This is a genomic window from Xanthomonas sp. WHRI 6108 (assembly GCF_040202385.2).
GTDB classification, from domain to species: Bacteria; Pseudomonadota; Gammaproteobacteria; order Xanthomonadales; family Xanthomonadaceae; genus Xanthomonas; species Xanthomonas arboricola.
In genome coordinates, this window is record NZ_CP168198.1 from 71,477 (window position 1) to 86,137 (window position 14,661).

Below are 14,661 nucleotides of genomic sequence, written 5' to 3' on the forward strand. Positions count from 1 at the left end.
CGCCCATCCTCATTCATGCGCACACCGCATGAATGGTATGTGCCGGTGCGGTCTTCCGCCACATTCGGCATGGGCGCACGCTGCACCCCATCGAAGGCCGGCCACACGCGGCGGGCCTGCCACCTCCCAGGAGCACCCCATGTCCCGTCTAGCAGGCAAACGTACCCTCATCACCGGCGGCACCAGCGGTATCGGCCTGGAGACCGCCCGCCAGTTTCTGGCCGAAGGCGCCCGCGTCATCGTCACCGGCAACAACCCCGAGTCCATCGCCAATGCCAAGGCCGCGCTGGGCGCCGAGGTGCTGGTGCTGCGCGCCGATTCGGCTAGCGTCGCCGCGCAGCAGCAGCTGGCGCAGGCGGTGCAGGCGCATTACGGCCAGCTCGACATCGCCTTCCTCAATGCGGGCGTGTCGGTGTGGGCGCCGATCGAAGACTGGACCGAGCAGGCCTTCGACGCCTCCTTCGCCATCAACGTCAAAGGCCCGTACTTCCTCATGCAGGCGCTGCTGCCGGTGTTCGCCAACCCCGCCGCGGTGGTGCTCAACACCTCCATCAATGCGCATATGGGCGCGGCCCGCTCATCGGTGTATGCGGCCACCAAGGCGGCGTTCCTGAGCATGGCCAAGACCCTGTCCAGCGAACTGCTGGCGCGCGGCATCCGCCTCAACGCGGTCAGCCCTGGCCCGGTGGAAACCCCGCTGTACGACAAGCTCGGCATCCCCGCCGCGTACCGCGACCAGGTCAACCAGGACATCGCCGCCACCATCCCGCTCGGCCGCTTCGGCACCCCGGACGAAGTGGCCAAGGCCGTGCTGTACCTGGCCTCGGACGAATCCCGCTGGACGGTGGGCTCGGAACTCATCGTCGACGGCGGCCGCACGCTCAACGGCTGAGTGTTTCGAAGGCAGTAGCAGGCGAACGAGCATGTCCATGCTGATCGAGAGCGTCACCGAGTTCTCGCGGGTTTTTGAGCGGGACCACGGCAGCACCGCACAGCGTCAGGCCCGGTTGACATGTCTGTCAGTCCTCGCTAATTTACTCCCTAACAACTAACCCTCATTGCTACGGGCTCGCACCTTAGGAGTCAGGGAGAAAAAGCCGGCCTTGAGCCGGTTTTTTCATTTCAGGGAAGCGGAAATGGCACCGTTAAGGACGCGGGTCTATATAGACGGCTATAACCTGTATTACGGGTGTCTGCGCAAAACACCCTACAAGTGGCTGGATCTGATCGAGCTGTTTGGAAAGCATATTTTGCCTTCGATTCTGCATCGGACCGCGCCAGACGCACCTGCTTCGCAGATGGTCCTGGACCACTGCGCAATCCGTTATTTCACCGCTCCCATCGTGCCCCGTGCTGCAAAAGGTACTGACTCGGTTTCTTCACAACTTCAGTACCATCGTGCCTTGGCTGCAAACGACCGAATCTCGATCACTTCGGGCTATTACTCGCTCAGCAAATCGAACCAGTACGTCGTAGATGCAGCGAATCCTGACAAAGATCCACGTGAGTGCGGAAAGGTCACAGTGTGGAAACTGGAGGAGAAGCAATCAGACGTAAATCTCGCGCTTTCCTTATATGACGACGCAATCAGCTGCAGCGAGCTTGATCAATTAGTTGTCGTCACCAACGATACCGACATAGCACCCGCACTGGAGCTGGTTCGAAAGAAGAAGCCGCACATGGTCATCGGTTTGGTGATTCCAACTAGGCTTGATGACAAAAACCCACCTAAGAAAGAGCGCCAGCCCAACGGCGAACTGCGTAAGCACGCGCACTGGACGCGCAAGCACATATCGCTGGAAGAGCTCGCTGCCTCTCAGCTGCCACGCGTGATTCCTGGAAAGAGCAAGGATGCAGTCAAACCCATCTCTTGGTACACACGGCCCGATCTTCTACAGGCGGCCATGATCGTTGCCAAGCCGATCAAGCCAAAGCCCAGGGATTTCTTCCAGTGGGCAGAAGCGCGGAACCAGTACCTAGGCAATCAGCGGCCAATCGACCTGCTAGAACACGACCACAGTGCGGCGCTTGTGATGGCGTATATCGAGCAGTACATCCGCGATCACAGGCCGCCAGACGCCGGCCTTGCTTAGGTAAACAGGCTGCCATGCCGACGCCATGCTCCCACCGCCGACAAATCACGGGACCTAGGGCATTGAAGGATCTGACATTGCATCCACCGCCTTGCGATAGCGTTCGCCACGTTACAGCACAGAGATGCACGCTATCGCTGCAGTACATCCAGTACGTGCGGCCTTCACTTCATGCCAGCACGCCCAGTCAATGAATCTCCAACGCCGCAATCTTGCCGTCCACCAGCTGGAACACATGCTCCAGCTGAAGCGGGCTCTGCGGGAAATCGCCAGACACCTGCGCGGTGACACTCACTTGCTCGCCTTGGGTGTGCACGCCAACCGGCACCGCACGATACGGCGTGGTGGCCTGCGCCTGTGCCAGCCAGGCAGCAATGGCGGCAGCGCCACGGTGCTGGCGGTGCTCGTCGTGCACCACCGCATCGTCGGCCAGGTGCGGCAGCAGTTCCGTGGCATCGCCGGCGTTGCTGGCGGTAAAAAAGCAGGCAATGGCGGCGGGCAGGGCAAGCGACATGGCGGCGGTCCGGTAGAAACGGTATGCCATGATCGGCAGCGGCATCGCCTGCCGCAAGAACGCACGCAAAGGTAAGTCACGCACCCATGGGAAAGCCGCACACCCCAGACACCGCCGCGTGCGATGTCGAAGCCCTGCTCAAACTCATCGAAGGCCGCTGGAAACTGCTGCTGCTGTTCCACCTGTTCGACGGCAAGGTGCAGCGCTACTCGGACCTGGAGCGGCTGATTCCCGCCATCTCGCAAAAGATGCTGGCCCAACAGCTGCGCCAGCTAGAACGCGACGGCCTGGTGCTGCGCACCGTCTACGCGCAGGTACCGCCGCAGGTGGATTACCGCCTGACGCCATGGGGCCAAGCCCTGTGCCCTGCGCTGGATGCAATGCTCACCTGGGGCCAGGCGCGGCAGCCGTTGCCCGACACGTCGTCGCAGTAAACGCTTGGCGCACTGCTGTGCACGCCGGCCTTAGAACATCAGGCCCACAGCACCGAGCATATCGCTAGAGAATTGGCCCAGATAACGCACCGGCAGTCTTTCAGTATCTGCCGTCTCGCGCGCTGCATTGGGCAGCAGGCACATCCTTAGTCTTTTCGTTGAGCAACACGTGGTCGACTCGGGTCAACCCATTGGCCTTGGCCAGGGTTAGCAGGCTGGGCGTCATCCGCTCGCTGGTTGCATCGAATGTGTGCCCGTTAGAGGCATCCAGCTGTTCCACCTTGCCGCAAAATCTGCTGATGCATTGCGTCGTCTGGGCGGCCCGCATCTGCAGGCGTCAATGCGCGGCGACAAAGGGGTCAGATTCATTTCCGCGGAGTGTGGGTTGCCATTTTGAGATCGTTTTTACTTGGACATCAGGACTAAACTAGGTGGCAAGTGGCGATGACGTTGCAGGGAACCCTTTTACAAGTCACAAAGTTTCAAGCATCACCGTGCTGCGATTCCTTAACAGCACCAGTTTAAATGGAGATTCTTCTTGACGCTGACCGATTGCCCCGACTGTGGTTGCCAGCCTGGCGAGCTCCATGAGCTCTTCTGCCTTAAGGAGCGATGTCCTTTCTGCGGAGCGCAACTTGCTGGATGTGGCTGCATCAAGCGCGTGCTGCAATTGTCGGTGGACGAACAAGACCTCGTTGATAGCTACGAGGACGACAGTCAGGAGCCCTTACGCGGCATCATCATGAGATGGGAACGTGCGCTACAGCGCAAGGGGCGCATTCCGTATCTACGATGATGCCAGTCCCGGTTAAGATCTCACGCCCAACAATGCGATCGATCGGCCTTAGCCAGCCGCACAGACGCTGATGCTACCTGCGTCGACTGACCAACAGATGCCAGAGTCACCATGAAACCTGAGGTTGATCCAAGAAAGATAGTTGTTCTGTCTGGATCCGGCATGAGCGCGGAGAGTGGGTTACCCACATTCCGGGATGCTAAGGGTCTATGGAATAACTATTCGTGGCAAGAGGTTGCCAGCCCTGAGGGATGGGAACTACGTCCAGAAGCTGTTCTAGCCTTTTACAACGAGCGTCGGTTGAAGGCATGGCATGCTGCGCCAAATGCAGCGCATCACGCGATAGCGGAGTTGGAACAATCCTTTGAAGTTGTCGTTGTTACGCAAAATGTCGATGGACTCCATGAGCGTGCCGGCTCGAGCAAGGTGATTCACCTCCATGGTGAAATTGCTTATGCGCGTGGGACCTCTGAAAACCCGAAGCGCTATCGCATCGACGACTCGGCGATTTCGCTAGGGCAGTGCTGTGAGGATGGCACTCAGCTCAGGCCGGACATCGTTTGGTTCGGCGAAGAAACGCAATACATGGACGAGGCAAAGTGGCATGTCTCTACCGCAGCCAAAGTGCTAGTTGTCGGCACATCGCTCACCGTTTACCCCGCGGCGTCACTGGTAAAGGCTGCCCGTGGACGTGCTGAAAAAGTGCTGGTGTCGCTGGAGATGGATAAAATTCCTTACGGTTTCGCATATCTTCGTGGAGCGGCAGCGACTGTCGTTCCAGACTTGAGTAAGAAATGGCTCGCTCGTGCGGAGATAAGCCCTGGCAGTCGTTGAAAACGCGGCTGCACCTTAGGGAAAATAGAACAACAGGTTCGTTGTCAGCTTAGCCAACGCTTGCGACGACATTGGTTACGACACGCTACTCAAGTCCTCCAGCACAACGTCCACCTGCTCGGCCAGGTGTTGCAGGCAGTGCGCCCATTGCTGGAGTGGAATGGCTGGCATGCCCATGGCACCTTCTTCGCGGGTACGTGGTGCGGCTAGGGTGGCGAGCAGGCGCAGTTGGTCGCGTACGCGCAGCAGGTGGTATTGCGTGCCTTCGGACATCCAGTAACAGGGTTCGTTGTGCATGCCGCTCTCCTTGCCGTGAGGCAGCTCCCGCTGCACAACGCAGCGGGATGCCGGGAGGCTAGAAACCGCACACAGCCGGCGGGCTTATTCCCCTTGCGGGTGTTGTATTCGCCGCCCTCCCGGCGTAGGAACGCCGAGCAGTGCCAAGCCAGATGGCCGAGCACAAAAAACCCACCAAAACTCGGAGGTGGGTACCGCTGTGTGAGGAGTTTCTAGGCTCCGGCTGGAAGTGTGCGGGTGGCGCAGGGCAGGGTCAAGCTGAGTTGACTGTCCGAGCGCGGAGAGGCCGCCTACATAGAAGAATTTTCTGGCTAAGCGCAGCACTGCAATGAGTCGCTGCAACCAGTTGACACACCACCCAACGCGTAGCAATCTCGCTGCAAGGAGCCTAGAAACTCCTCACACAGCGGCACCCACCTCCGTCAAACCGGTGGGTTTTTTATGCCTGCAGTTTTTGCATGCGTAATCGGCGTGACACTTGCGTCGGAAAGCGGCTAATGCGAACTCCTTTGGGAAAACGCCCGCCGGCTGTGTGCGGTTTCTAGCCTCCCGACATCCCGTCGCGTCGTGCGACGGGGCATGTTGGTCAAGGAGGGCTTTGCCATGCGTCGATCCACGTCCAGTCCCAAGCCATCGCGCAAGCGCGCCACGGTGCCACCGCCTACCGAAGTCGTCTGGCGCTCGCTGGATCCATCGATCCAGCCGCGGCGCTACCTTGAGCGCACGCCCGTCCCCGAGCCCCGCGCCGAACCCCGCACACCGCGGCGGCCCGGCCGCCCGCGTGCGCCGAAGCAGTGCACCGTCGGCTATGGGTACTATCCCGACAGTCACCAGCGCATTCCCACCCTGCGCCTGCGCGGCCGCTGGCTGGAACAATTGGGCTTTGCCATCGGCAGCAAGCTGCACATCCGCCAGCGCGATGGCGAGCTGGTCATCAGCCTTGTAGACCCACGCTGATCACGCCGCAGCGCATGTGCGCACCACATGTGCCCGGCCCGTTGCTGGAGACGTCGCATGATGAGTGAGGGCATGACCGGCGCGTCGCGTGCAGACCGCCACGGTGTTATCGGCAAGACGGTCGCGGCACGCGCTTACGCCGCAAGCGCGGCGCCGGTTGAGCGATACGGCAGCCGCCCCTGGCGCCACCGCAGCGCCTACGCCGTGCGCGAGCTGCCGGCCCGCGCGCCCATGGCGGGCATCTACGCGCTTGGCCGCTTCACCACGCGCTGGCAGGTGCGCGAGGAGCGCGCGCCGGCCAGGGAACGTTTCGACCAGGCCGTGGTGCAGCTGCAGGCGGGGCTGCTCACCTACATGCGGCGGCGCCTGCGCGACCCGCACACCGCCGCCGACCTCGCCCAGGAAGCGCTGCTGCGCCTGCTGGCCTACCGCAACACGCCAGACATCCAGAGCTACAAGCTGCTGCTGTACCGCATTGCCCACAACGTGGTGCTGGAGCACTGGCGCACGCGCCACCGCAGGCACGCCTCCCGCCATGTGCCGCTGGAGGGCAGCGAACCGCTCGCCGCCGCCGGCACGGCGGTGGACCAGCTGGTGGACGCCCGCCGCACCCTGCAGCACCTGCACACCCATACGCTGCCCGCGCTGCCGCCCAAATGCCGCCAGGCCTTCATGCTCAACCGCTTCGACGACCTCACCTACCCGGAAGTCGCCGCCGTCATGGGCATCTCGGTCAAGATGGTGGAAAAACACATCAGCCGCGCCCTGGCCGCCTGCCGCGCGGCGGTGGGCGAGTGATGCCAGGGCAATGCATCGCTCGGGTTGGCAATCACGGCCAGTCAAGGCTGTTCACCACAAGGAGCTAGAGTCTTTCCTGGGCCACCCAGGAATCCAACTCGCCGGACTTTATGGAAAATCTCTGCAAATCTCTTATTGCTGCTTTTGTCTTCCTGGAATTTTCCGGCAATGACGTCGTTGATCCGGACTCGGCGGTTGCAGCGATGGAGGCGATGACAGCAGAGCTGCAATCTTCATCGGCAGATGAAAAGGAGGCCCTCATTCGGACATGCGCGCAACAGGCAGCTGCGTTCCGCTCGGCCTCTCACGATACGCGTATCGCACAGTTCATTGCAGACCTTCCGCAAGCCACAGGCTTGATCGAATACGATGGCTGATAGCTCAATTATTGGCTCTAATCCAGCGTCAGGCGAGGATGGTGTGACGCCGCATTCCGACCGTACACCAGTCGTTGGACGCCATGAGAGCTCTGTCACTCGCTAGCATCAGGCGTCAAAGCGCATCGACGGAAGTGAGAAAGATTGACGGTAGTCCGTGACTCGGCAAGGATCCTCGCCCTATTTGGAATTTCTTTTCCTGGGTCGCGTCATTTTATTCTTACCGACGCCGCTTCGCTCCTCGTTAAAACTCTAGGTATCTCATGAAACAACGTGTGGTGTTTGTAGATGTTGATGACACATTGGTTCGCACCTTCGGCACCAAACGCATTCCTATGCCTCCTGTCATCGCCCGCGTGCGGGAGTTGCACCAGCAAGGAGTGGCGCTTTACCTCTGGAGTTCCGGGGGCGCAGAGTATGCCCGCGACTCGGCAGTGGAGCTGGGCATCGAAGAGTGCTTCGAAGGCTTCTTGCCCAAGCCAGATGTTTACCTGGACGACCAGCCCGTTCATGAGTGGCGCTACTGCCAGCACGTGCTCCCAGGCAATGCGAGCGACGCATAACGAGGCATCAAACCAGCTGCTCGGACAGGTGCTACAGGCACTGTGCCCATTGCTGCAGCGGAATCGCAGTTGCATCTAGCGTGCTGGCAATTGGTGCGGCACAGCCGCCCAGCTGGCAGCGTCCACCCTGTGTCGCGTTACTGCAGCGTTGCGTGGATGGCCGCTGCAGTTGGTGCATAGGGCGAGGGCGGCTGGCGCGCGGCGTTTTGCGTACCGAACGAAGCGAGCAGGAAGAGCAGCCCCAACACGGCCGGTACCGCGTCCTTGGGCTTGCGCACACCCAGATGCGCCATGCCCGACAACAGCAGGTGGTAGAACATGCCGGCGTAGGCCAGATCGCTCAACGCGGTGTTGAAGCGCCACACAATCGCCACCGGGCCCAGGATCTTGATGACGATCATCCACGGCACCAGCAACGGTGCCGAATACCCCAGCTCGGCCTGCGCCTTGCGCACGAACTCGCCCTTGGCCAGATACATGCCAGCAGAAGCCAGGTACAACAGGCACAGCAGCGCGGTACTGATCCAGTAAATAGAAATGCTCATGGTGTTTGCCAGCCACTATGTCAATGCAACCGGCCATCAGAATGTCGCCTAAGATATCGATTGAAAAGTAGGATGAATCACCAGGGCTTAGTATGAAAAAGCAGACCATTGAGGACGGCGAGCGCAACATGCACGAACAGATGCGTCGCGCATTTGCGTTGCTGTCTGGCAAATGGAAGCTGGAAATCATGTGGCTGCTCAATCAGCGCGTGTATCGCTTCGGCGAGCTGCGCAAGGCCATCCCCGGTGTTACCCAACACATGCTCACCGCGCAATTGCGCGAGCTGGAAGCAGATGGCCTGATCACGCGCACCGTGTTTGCGCAGGTGCCACCGCGCGTGGAATACGCCATCACGCCAAAGGCACGCGGACTGGGCCCAACGATGGAAGCGCTGACCGCGTGGTGGCAGCAACATGGCGACAGCGTTGCAAAGCGGCCCGCTGCACGCGGGCGCAAGCCCGGCGTTTAGGACACAGTCCAGGGAGCGCGTTGTGCGCGTGCACGTGGCTTGATCACCGTTGCGGCGACACGCAGACAATCCTGGCCGTCAGCCCGGTAAATCAAAAACCATTTCCAAACCCTAAAACGCCAACGCCCCGATCATGTCGGGGCGTTGGTGCGATCTCTCGCCGAAGTGGAATCCACCGTCTACGTCGTCGTGCGTGACGCTTGACGGCCAATCCGCTGCTTCAGCGCGGCGGGCGTAATGCCTGCCTACGGTGCTGACTTGCCAGCGTTACTTGGCGGCGTCGCGCACTTTGTCGGCGACCTGGCCAGCCTTGTTCTGCACCTTGCCGACATTCTTTTCGGCAGCGCCTTCCAGCTCGGTGCTCTTGTCGCCGGTGACACGGCCAACGGTTTCCTTGATGGAACCCTTGACCTGCTTGGCGGTACCTTCGATACGGTTCTTGTCCACGGGGTGCCTCATACGGATTGGGGATGTTGCAGCCCAGTCTGTACCCGCAGGACGTGAGTGCGACGTGGGCATGCCGTCATCCCCGCGTCAGCACGCCCAGCTGGCGCGCAGCGCCACCGCGGGGCACGCCCGTGTCTGCACGGCTTGCTGAGGTCGCTGCGTGCCACAATGCGCGCACTTTCCGCCAGGCAATGCCGTCACGTGAGCACACAGCGCCCCGCCACCGAGTCCGCCGGCCTGGAGTTTCTTGCGGGGGGCGGCGAGATGGGCGCGTTGATGCGCGCACACGAATGGGCCGCCACGCCGCTGGGGGCGCCGGAGACCTGGCCGCAGTCGCTGCGTTCGTCGTTGTCGGTGGTGCTCAACTCCACCCTGCTCGGTGCGGTGCTGTGGGGGCCGGAGCTGCGCATGTTCTACAACGACGTGTACGTGCAATCGATGGGCGACCGTCATCCGCAGGCGCTGGGCCAGCCGGTGACCGAGGTATGGAAGGAAACCTACGCGCCCATCGCACAGGACTTCGCCCGGGTGATGCAAACCGGTGAGGGCTTCGGCCAGGGGGTCATCGCCTTGCCGATGCTGCGCAACGGCGTCAACGAGATGACCTACTGGAATGCCACCGCCTCGCCGATCCGCGGCGAAGACGGCAGCATCGTGGGGCTGATGAATATCGCCATCGAAACCACCGCGCAGGTGGCGGCCGACCGCAACCGCGACATCCAGCACGCGATGCTGAGCAACGAGAACACCCACCTGGTGCACGAGGTGGTCAACCGCACCAGCGAGCGCGATCGCGCGCTGGAGGCGGAAACCGTGGCGCGCCGCAATGCCGAGCGCGTGCAGTTGGCGTTGGCGGCCGGGGCGATCATCGGTACCTGGATCTGGGACCTGCCCACGGACGCGTTTTCGGTGGACGAGGCGTTTGCGCAGAACTTCGGCTTCGATCCGTCTACCAGCCGCAGCGGCCTGTCGCTGGAGCAGGTGATCCAGACCGTGCACCCGGACGACCGCGAGGGGCTGCGCGTGGCCATTGGCGAAGCGCTCGCCCGTGGCGGTGCCTACGCGCACCAGTACCGGGTCAAGCGGCGCGACGGAAAGTACTACTGGTTGGAAGCCAATGGCCGGGTCGAAAAGGGCGCCGATGGCACGCCGCTGCGCTTTCCCGGTGTGCTGTTGGACATCGAGGCGCGCCACGCGCTGTCGGAAGAGCGCGACCGCGCGCTGGCGGCACTGCGCGAGCTGAGCGACACACTGGAGCAGCGGGTCACCGAGCGCACGCGCGAGCTGATGACGGTGGAAGAGGCGCTGCGCCAATCGCAGAAGATGGAAGCGGTGGGGCAGCTCACCGGCGGGCTGGCGCACGACTTCAACAATCTATTGGCGGGCATTTCCGGCGCGCTGGAGCTGATGAGCCTGCGCATCGAGCAAGGCCGCTTCCGCGACCTGGAGCGCTACGTGGCCACCGCGCAGGGCGCCACCACGCGCGCGGCTGCGCTGACCCACCGGCTGCTGGCATTTGCGCGGCGGCAGACGCTGTTACCCAAGCCGACCAACGTCAACCGGCTGGTAGTGGACATGCTGGAGCTGATCCAGCGCACGGTGGGCCCGGGGATCTGCGTGGAAAACCTTGCCGCGGCCGAGCTGTGGCTGGCCCTGGTGGATGCGCCGCAGCTGGAGAACGCGCTGCTCAACCTGTGCATCAACGCGCGCGATGCAATGCCCGACGGCGGGCGCCTGTGCGTGCAGACCAGCAACCGCCGGATCGACCGCGAGATGGGCCAGCAACTGGGCATGCCGGAAGGCCACTACCTGTCGCTGTGCGTGAGCGATACCGGCACCGGCATGCCGCCGGATGTGGTGGCGCGCGCGTTCGATCCGTTCTTCACCACCAAGCCGATCGGCGAGGGCACCGGCCTGGGCCTGTCGATGATCTACGGGTTTGCCAAGCAATCCGGCGGGCAGGTGCGCATCCATTCGGAAGTGGGCAAGGGTTCGACGGTGTGCATCTACCTGCCGCGGCATGCCGGTGCCGACGACAGCAGCGACGGCGGTGCCGCCACGCTGGAACTGGCGCCCTCGCTGGCCGGCGAAACCGTGTTGATCGTCGACGACGAACCGTCCATCCGCCTGCTGTTCACCGAGGTGCTGGAAGAGCTGGGCTACACCGTGCTGGAAGCCGGCGACAGCGCCACCGGGCTGGGCATCCTGCAGTCGCCGGCGCGGATCGACCTGCTGATCAGCGACGTGGGCCTGCCCGGCGGCATGAATGGCCGGCAGATGGCCGATGCGGCGCGCGTGGGCCGGCCCAGGCTCAAGGTGCTGTTCATCACCGGCTTTGCCGAACACGCGCAGTTGAACGACCGCCACCTGGAACCGGGCATGGCGGTGCTGGCCAAGCCGTTCAGCGTCAGCCTGCTGGCGGCGCGGGTCAAGGAGATGATTGCGAGCGATTGCTGAGCGGTGGTGCCGCGCATGCGCTTATCAGGGCACATGCGTATCGCGACCGGGCCGGCCTCATTCCACGCTGGCGGCGACCAGCCGTTGCCAGAGCGCGGCGTTGGCCGCGTGGTCCGGCTCCAGCGTGGACAGCACACTGAGCGCATGCTCCTCCTGCTCGGCACCGTGGCGGGCGAGCATGGCCAGCGCGGCGGCCAGCCGGCCGTAACGCAGCGCCATGCCGAGCGAGCTGGTGAGCAGGGTGGTGTCGTGCTCGGGGCGTTGCTCGTCCAGCGCGGTGCCCAGTGCGGCGGGCAGGTCCCAGGTGGTGGCAATGGTCTTGGCGACGGCGGCGGTGTGGCGCTCGACCAGCGCGGCGGCCACTTCCAGGCTGTAGGGCAGGCTCGGGCGCTCGGCATAGGCATCGCGCAGCACGCGCAGGATCACCACCGCGCCCAGGCCCTGCAGCAGGCCGGCCAGCTGCGCCGACAAGGTGTCGCCACCGCGCTCGCGCATGTAGGCCGCCGCAGCGGCGGCGGTCCGCAGGGCGTAGTCCCACACCGCCGCCGGCAGGCGCGCGTACAGGCCGCCTTCCAGGCTCAGCACCGGCTGCATCACGGCGGCGGCGACGATCTGGCGCACGCCCTCGGTGCCGATATGCACCACGGCCCGCTCCAGGCTTTCCAGCGGGCCGCCCTGCGGGCGATACAGCGCGCTGTTGGCGATGCGCAGCAGGTTGGCGGCCAGCGCCGGGTCCTGCGCGATGATCGCGGCGATGCCGCGGCCGGAAGCATCCGGGTCGTTGACCGCGCGCATCAGCTGCGGCAACAACTGCGGGCGGCGCGGCAACAGTTGCGGGCGCAGGTCCACGTGGTCGAGCGCAGCGCCCACCGCCGCCAGTACCGCGGCCTGGGCCGGGTCGGTCGGCAGGTGGCCGTCGGCCAGCGCCGGGGTGGACATCACCGCGGCATACATGCGGCGCAGCAGCGGCTGCATCGGTGGCGGCCCGGACGGCAGGGGCTGTGCTGCAGCGGCGGCATGCGCCTGGGCCTGCGGCGGCGCCGGCACCTGCTCAGCCGCCGGCTGCGGCACGTGCGGCGCCGCTGCGGCATGCGTGACGGTGGCAGACGCGGCAGAGGCAGCCGTAGTGCGCGCGCGCTGGCGCAGCAGCAGCCAGGCGACGACGCCGGCGAGTCCCAGGCCGGCAAGCAGTCCGGCAGCAAGCAGCAACACAATCACAAAGGTCCAGGAGTCGTCCGATCGGTGCAGCGACTATCCGCGAAGCCGGTGTTGACGGCAATGCAGGCGTGCGTCGGCGGGCGATGCCAATGGCGCCCGCCACATGCGCGCGCCAGGGCCGGATACCGGCAATGACCTGCTGCACTGCAGCGATGAGTGGGGTGTCTTCAAGTTGACTGCTGCGCTGCACGTGACGCTAACGCCGCAGGCCGCACTATGCGTCACCAGCTGTGCAGCCCTAGAGCATCTAGGCAGCTTAAAGGGTGCAGGCATCCGCAGTTGGACCACTTTCGATACGAAGACACCGCGCACTGCGCGGTGTCTTCGTTTGTGGATGGCGATGGGCACGCGCGCGGCATCGCTTGCGGCGGCATCGCGGCACAGGCGCGCTACAGCGTGCCCTGTTTCCACAGCCGCACGATCGCGGCCGGTGCATGTTCTTCGGGGATGCGCAGCGGTTCGCTGGCACCGTCCCAGGCAATGCTGAAATAACGGCGGTCGCCGCCACCGGCCTGCGGGCGCGGTAGCGCATGCACCAGGCACTGGTCCAGCAAGGTGCGCAGCTGCAGGCGCTGCGCATCGTCCAGGTCATCCATCACCAGCTGGCGTTCGCGCCGCATGGCGGGGAAGGCGGCCACCCCGCCCTCGCGTGCCAGCCGCAAGGTCACGCCTGCATCCACCGGTGGACGCTGTGGACTCATGCCAGCACGCCCACGTCGCGCCAGGCCTGTTGCACCGCGCTTGCCTCGGCACTGCCGGCGCCGTAGTCCGTACCGGCAATGCTGACGGTGAGCGCGGCAAAGGTGGCGAAATCCGCACCGGCGGCAAGGTTGCCGCCGCTGAGCGCGCGGTACCAGATGCGCCCGGCCTTCTCCCAGGCGTAGCCACCGATGGCCACGGCCGCGCGATAGAACGCGTGATTGGGAATGCCGGAGTTGTAGTGCACGCCGCCATCGTCCTCTTGTGTGTCGACATAGCCGGCCATGCTGGCCGGTTGCGGATCCTTGCCCAGGGCCGGGTCATCGTACGCCGTGCCGGGCGCCTGCATCGAGCGCAGGCCCACGCCGCTGATGCCGGGCATCAACAAGCCGGCGCCGATGATCCAGTCTGCCTCGCTTGCCTGCTGCTGCAATGTGTACTGCTTGATCAATACGCCGAACACATCCGACAGCGACTCGTTCAGGGCACCGGACTGGCCCTGGTAGATCAGATTGGCGGTGCGCTCGGTCACGCCGTGGGTCAGCTCGTGGCCCACCACGTCGATGGCGATGGTGAAGCGGTTGAAGACCTCTCCATCGCCATCGCCGAACACCATCTGCTCGCCGTTCCAGAAGGCGTTGTCGTAACCACGCTCGTAATGCACGGTGCCGATCAACGGCATGCCGTCGCCGTCGATGGAGTTGCGCCCGTATACCGTCTGGAAGAAGTCGTGCGTGGCGCCGAGATAATCGTGGGCCTCGGTCACCGCCACATCGTCGGTAGCGGCAGCGCCCTCGGCACGCACCAGGGTGCCGGGCAGCGCGGTGCCTTGTTGGGCATCGTAGATCTGCCGCTGCACGGCCTGCGCGGCGGGCGTGCTGGCAGCATCGGCGGCCAACGCCTGGGCCCGTGCGAGCAGGCCGAGCGCGCGCTGCTGGCGCAGCTGCGCGGTGATCTGCCGGGACAACAGCGCGCACTGGCGCGCACGCTCGGGCGCAGCCTGGGCCACATGGTCCAGCAGGTACGGCGGCAGGATGCCGGCACGGCGTGGCGTGACAAATGCAGACATAAGCGACCTCCACAATGGGCTGCGCCCGCGACTATGCCGAGGCCGGCTTTAGGAATTCGTTAGGCCGGTGCACTGTGCGCCGCGTGCAGGCAT

The 14,661-nt window shown here is 63.8% G+C and carries 18 protein-coding genes and 1 pseudogene; 11 read left to right on the plus strand and 8 right to left on the minus strand.

Annotation, left to right across the window (positions count from 1 at the left end):
• Positions 1-139: 139 nt before the first annotated feature.
• A complete protein-coding gene (locus ABQ039_RS00275) occupies positions 140-892 on the plus strand; it encodes an SDR family oxidoreductase (protein WP_184609647.1) in 753 nt (250 codons plus the stop codon).
• Between the two features lie 211 nt (positions 893-1,103).
• Positions 1,104-2,093 carry an NYN domain-containing protein gene (locus ABQ039_RS00280; protein ID WP_209235927.1) on the plus strand — a complete coding sequence of 330 codons (990 nt, stop codon included), beginning with the start codon at positions 1,104-1,106 and terminating at the stop codon, positions 2,091-2,093.
• 187 nt (positions 2,094-2,280) lie between these two features.
• Here the strand turns inward: ABQ039_RS00280 and ABQ039_RS00285 are convergent, their stop codons facing one another.
• Positions 2,281-2,607, minus strand: coding sequence for a nuclear transport factor 2 family protein (locus tag ABQ039_RS00285; RefSeq protein ID WP_184609649.1), 327 nt, complete (start codon positions 2,605-2,607; stop codon positions 2,281-2,283).
• An 86-nt stretch (positions 2,608-2,693) separates the two neighbouring features.
• Here ABQ039_RS00285 and ABQ039_RS00290 point away from each other — a divergent pair, with 86 nt between their 5' ends.
• The gene (locus ABQ039_RS00290; protein WP_054591763.1) at positions 2,694-3,041 is read left to right on the plus strand and encodes a helix-turn-helix domain-containing protein; all 348 of its coding nucleotides are present in this window, start codon (positions 2,694-2,696) and stop codon (positions 3,039-3,041) included.
• A 127-nt stretch (positions 3,042-3,168) separates the two neighbouring features.
• Here ABQ039_RS00290 and ABQ039_RS00295 read toward each other — a convergent pair.
• Positions 3,169-3,388: pseudogene (locus tag ABQ039_RS00295) on the minus strand (XVIPCD domain-containing protein); the annotation flags it as partial.
• 191 nt (positions 3,389-3,579) lie between these two features.
• Between ABQ039_RS00295 and ABQ039_RS00300 the strand changes: the two are divergent.
• Positions 3,580-3,837, plus strand: a complete 258-nt coding sequence (locus ABQ039_RS00300) for a hypothetical protein (protein WP_146097039.1) — start codon at positions 3,580-3,582, stop codon at positions 3,835-3,837.
• Between the two features lie 111 nt (positions 3,838-3,948).
• Entirely contained in the window at positions 3,949-4,671 is a 723-nt protein-coding gene (locus tag ABQ039_RS00305; RefSeq protein ID WP_184609650.1) for a Sir2 family NAD-dependent protein deacetylase, read from the plus strand.
• A gap of 75 nt (positions 4,672-4,746) precedes the next feature.
• Here ABQ039_RS00305 and ABQ039_RS00310 read toward each other — a convergent pair whose 3' ends face one another.
• Positions 4,747-4,968 carry an XAC0095 family protein gene (locus tag ABQ039_RS00310; protein ID WP_184609653.1) on the minus strand — a complete coding sequence of 74 codons (222 nt, stop codon included), beginning with the start codon at positions 4,966-4,968 and terminating at the stop codon, positions 4,747-4,749.
• 603 nt (positions 4,969-5,571) lie between these two features.
• Between ABQ039_RS00310 and ABQ039_RS00315 the strand changes: the two genes are divergently transcribed.
• The 4 genes from ABQ039_RS00315 (at position 5,572) to ABQ039_RS00330 (ending at position 7,663) form a co-directional block, all read left to right on the plus strand.
• Positions 5,572-5,925, plus strand: a complete 354-nt coding sequence (locus ABQ039_RS00315) for a SymE family type I addiction module toxin (protein WP_349778291.1) — start codon at positions 5,572-5,574, stop codon at positions 5,923-5,925.
• Positions 5,926-5,985: 60 nt separating this feature from the next.
• Complete coding sequence (locus ABQ039_RS00320) at positions 5,986-6,723, plus strand: RNA polymerase sigma factor (protein WP_349778290.1); 738 nt, start codon at positions 5,986-5,988, stop codon at positions 6,721-6,723.
• A 110-nt stretch (positions 6,724-6,833) separates the two neighbouring features.
• Entirely contained in the window at positions 6,834-7,100 is a 267-nt protein-coding gene (locus tag ABQ039_RS00325) for a hypothetical protein (RefSeq protein WP_184551240.1), read from the plus strand.
• A gap of 263 nt (positions 7,101-7,363) precedes the next feature.
• Complete coding sequence (locus ABQ039_RS00330; protein ID WP_104554728.1) at positions 7,364-7,663, plus strand: DUF705 domain-containing protein; 300 nt, start codon at positions 7,364-7,366, stop codon at positions 7,661-7,663.
• Between the two features lie 137 nt (positions 7,664-7,800).
• Here the strand turns inward: ABQ039_RS00330 and ABQ039_RS00335 are convergent, their stop codons facing one another.
• Complete coding sequence (locus ABQ039_RS00335; RefSeq protein ID WP_046345228.1) at positions 7,801-8,208, minus strand: DoxX family protein; 408 nt, start codon at positions 8,206-8,208, stop codon at positions 7,801-7,803.
• Positions 8,209-8,300: 92 nt separating this feature from the next.
• On the opposite strand from ABQ039_RS00335, the gene ABQ039_RS00340 reads away from it, so the two are divergent.
• Positions 8,301-8,678, plus strand: a complete 378-nt coding sequence (locus ABQ039_RS00340; RefSeq protein WP_039815541.1) for a helix-turn-helix domain-containing protein — start codon at positions 8,301-8,303, stop codon at positions 8,676-8,678.
• A gap of 267 nt (positions 8,679-8,945) precedes the next feature.
• On the opposite strand, the gene ABQ039_RS00345 is transcribed toward ABQ039_RS00340, so the two are convergent.
• Entirely contained in the window at positions 8,946-9,125 is a 180-nt protein-coding gene (locus ABQ039_RS00345; protein ID WP_016902944.1) for a CsbD family protein, read from the minus strand.
• Positions 9,126-9,293: 168 nt separating this feature from the next.
• Here ABQ039_RS00345 and ABQ039_RS00350 point away from each other — a divergent pair, with 168 nt between their 5' ends.
• Positions 9,294-11,582 carry an ATP-binding protein gene (locus ABQ039_RS00350; protein WP_349778289.1) on the plus strand — a complete coding sequence of 763 codons (2,289 nt, stop codon included), beginning with the start codon at positions 9,294-9,296 and terminating at the stop codon, positions 11,580-11,582.
• A gap of 57 nt (positions 11,583-11,639) precedes the next feature.
• On the opposite strand, the gene ABQ039_RS00355 is transcribed toward ABQ039_RS00350, so the two are convergent.
• The 3 genes from ABQ039_RS00355 to ABQ039_RS00365 all read right to left on the minus strand — a co-directional run bounded on the left by ABQ039_RS00355 (position 11,640) and on the right by ABQ039_RS00365 (position 14,568).
• Entirely contained in the window at positions 11,640-12,800 is a 1,161-nt protein-coding gene (locus ABQ039_RS00355) for an HDOD domain-containing protein (protein WP_104574755.1), read from the minus strand.
• A gap of 389 nt (positions 12,801-13,189) precedes the next feature.
• The gene (locus tag ABQ039_RS00360) at positions 13,190-13,501 is read right to left on the minus strand and encodes a protealysin inhibitor emfourin (RefSeq protein WP_024940041.1); all 312 of its coding nucleotides are present in this window, start codon (positions 13,499-13,501) and stop codon (positions 13,190-13,192) included.
• Positions 13,498-14,568 (minus strand): M4 family metallopeptidase, encoded by a 1,071-nt coding sequence (locus ABQ039_RS00365; protein WP_349778288.1) that lies wholly within the window; start codon positions 14,566-14,568, stop codon positions 13,498-13,500. Before ABQ039_RS00365 ends, ABQ039_RS00360 begins: the two co-directional genes overlap by 4 nt.
• Positions 14,569-14,661: the final 93 nt, after the last annotated feature.

Excerpts from the sequence above, each read along its gene's own strand:
- ABQ039_RS00275 (WP_184609647.1), top strand. The coding sequence starts at position 140 with ATGTCCCGTCTAGCAGGCAAACGTACCCTCATCACCGGCGGCACCAGC.
- ABQ039_RS00285 (WP_184609649.1), bottom strand. The coding sequence starts at position 2,607 with ATGTCGCTTGCCCTGCCCGCCGCCATTGCCTGCTTTTTTACCGCCAGC.
- ABQ039_RS00290 (WP_054591763.1), top strand. The coding sequence starts at position 2,694 with ATGGGAAAGCCGCACACCCCAGACACCGCCGCGTGCGATGTCGAAGCC.
- ABQ039_RS00305 (WP_184609650.1), top strand. The coding sequence starts at position 3,949 with ATGAAACCTGAGGTTGATCCAAGAAAGATAGTTGTTCTGTCTGGATCC.
- ABQ039_RS00310 (WP_184609653.1), bottom strand. The coding sequence starts at position 4,968 with ATGCACAACGAACCCTGTTACTGGATGTCCGAAGGCACGCAATACCAC.
- ABQ039_RS00315 (WP_349778291.1), top strand. The coding sequence starts at position 5,572 with ATGCGTCGATCCACGTCCAGTCCCAAGCCATCGCGCAAGCGCGCCACG.
- ABQ039_RS00320 (WP_349778290.1), top strand. The coding sequence starts at position 5,986 with ATGAGTGAGGGCATGACCGGCGCGTCGCGTGCAGACCGCCACGGTGTT.
- ABQ039_RS00325 (WP_184551240.1), top strand. The coding sequence starts at position 6,834 with ATGGAAAATCTCTGCAAATCTCTTATTGCTGCTTTTGTCTTCCTGGAA.
- ABQ039_RS00330 (WP_104554728.1), top strand. The coding sequence starts at position 7,364 with ATGAAACAACGTGTGGTGTTTGTAGATGTTGATGACACATTGGTTCGC.
- ABQ039_RS00335 (WP_046345228.1), bottom strand. The coding sequence starts at position 8,208 with ATGAGCATTTCTATTTACTGGATCAGTACCGCGCTGCTGTGCCTGTTG.
- ABQ039_RS00340 (WP_039815541.1), top strand. The coding sequence starts at position 8,301 with ATGAAAAAGCAGACCATTGAGGACGGCGAGCGCAACATGCACGAACAG.
- ABQ039_RS00350 (WP_349778289.1), top strand. The coding sequence starts at position 9,294 with ATGCGCGCACTTTCCGCCAGGCAATGCCGTCACGTGAGCACACAGCGC.
- ABQ039_RS00360 (WP_024940041.1), bottom strand. The coding sequence starts at position 13,501 with ATGAGTCCACAGCGTCCACCGGTGGATGCAGGCGTGACCTTGCGGCTG.
- ABQ039_RS00365 (WP_349778288.1), bottom strand. The coding sequence starts at position 14,568 with ATGTCTGCATTTGTCACGCCACGCCGTGCCGGCATCCTGCCGCCGTAC.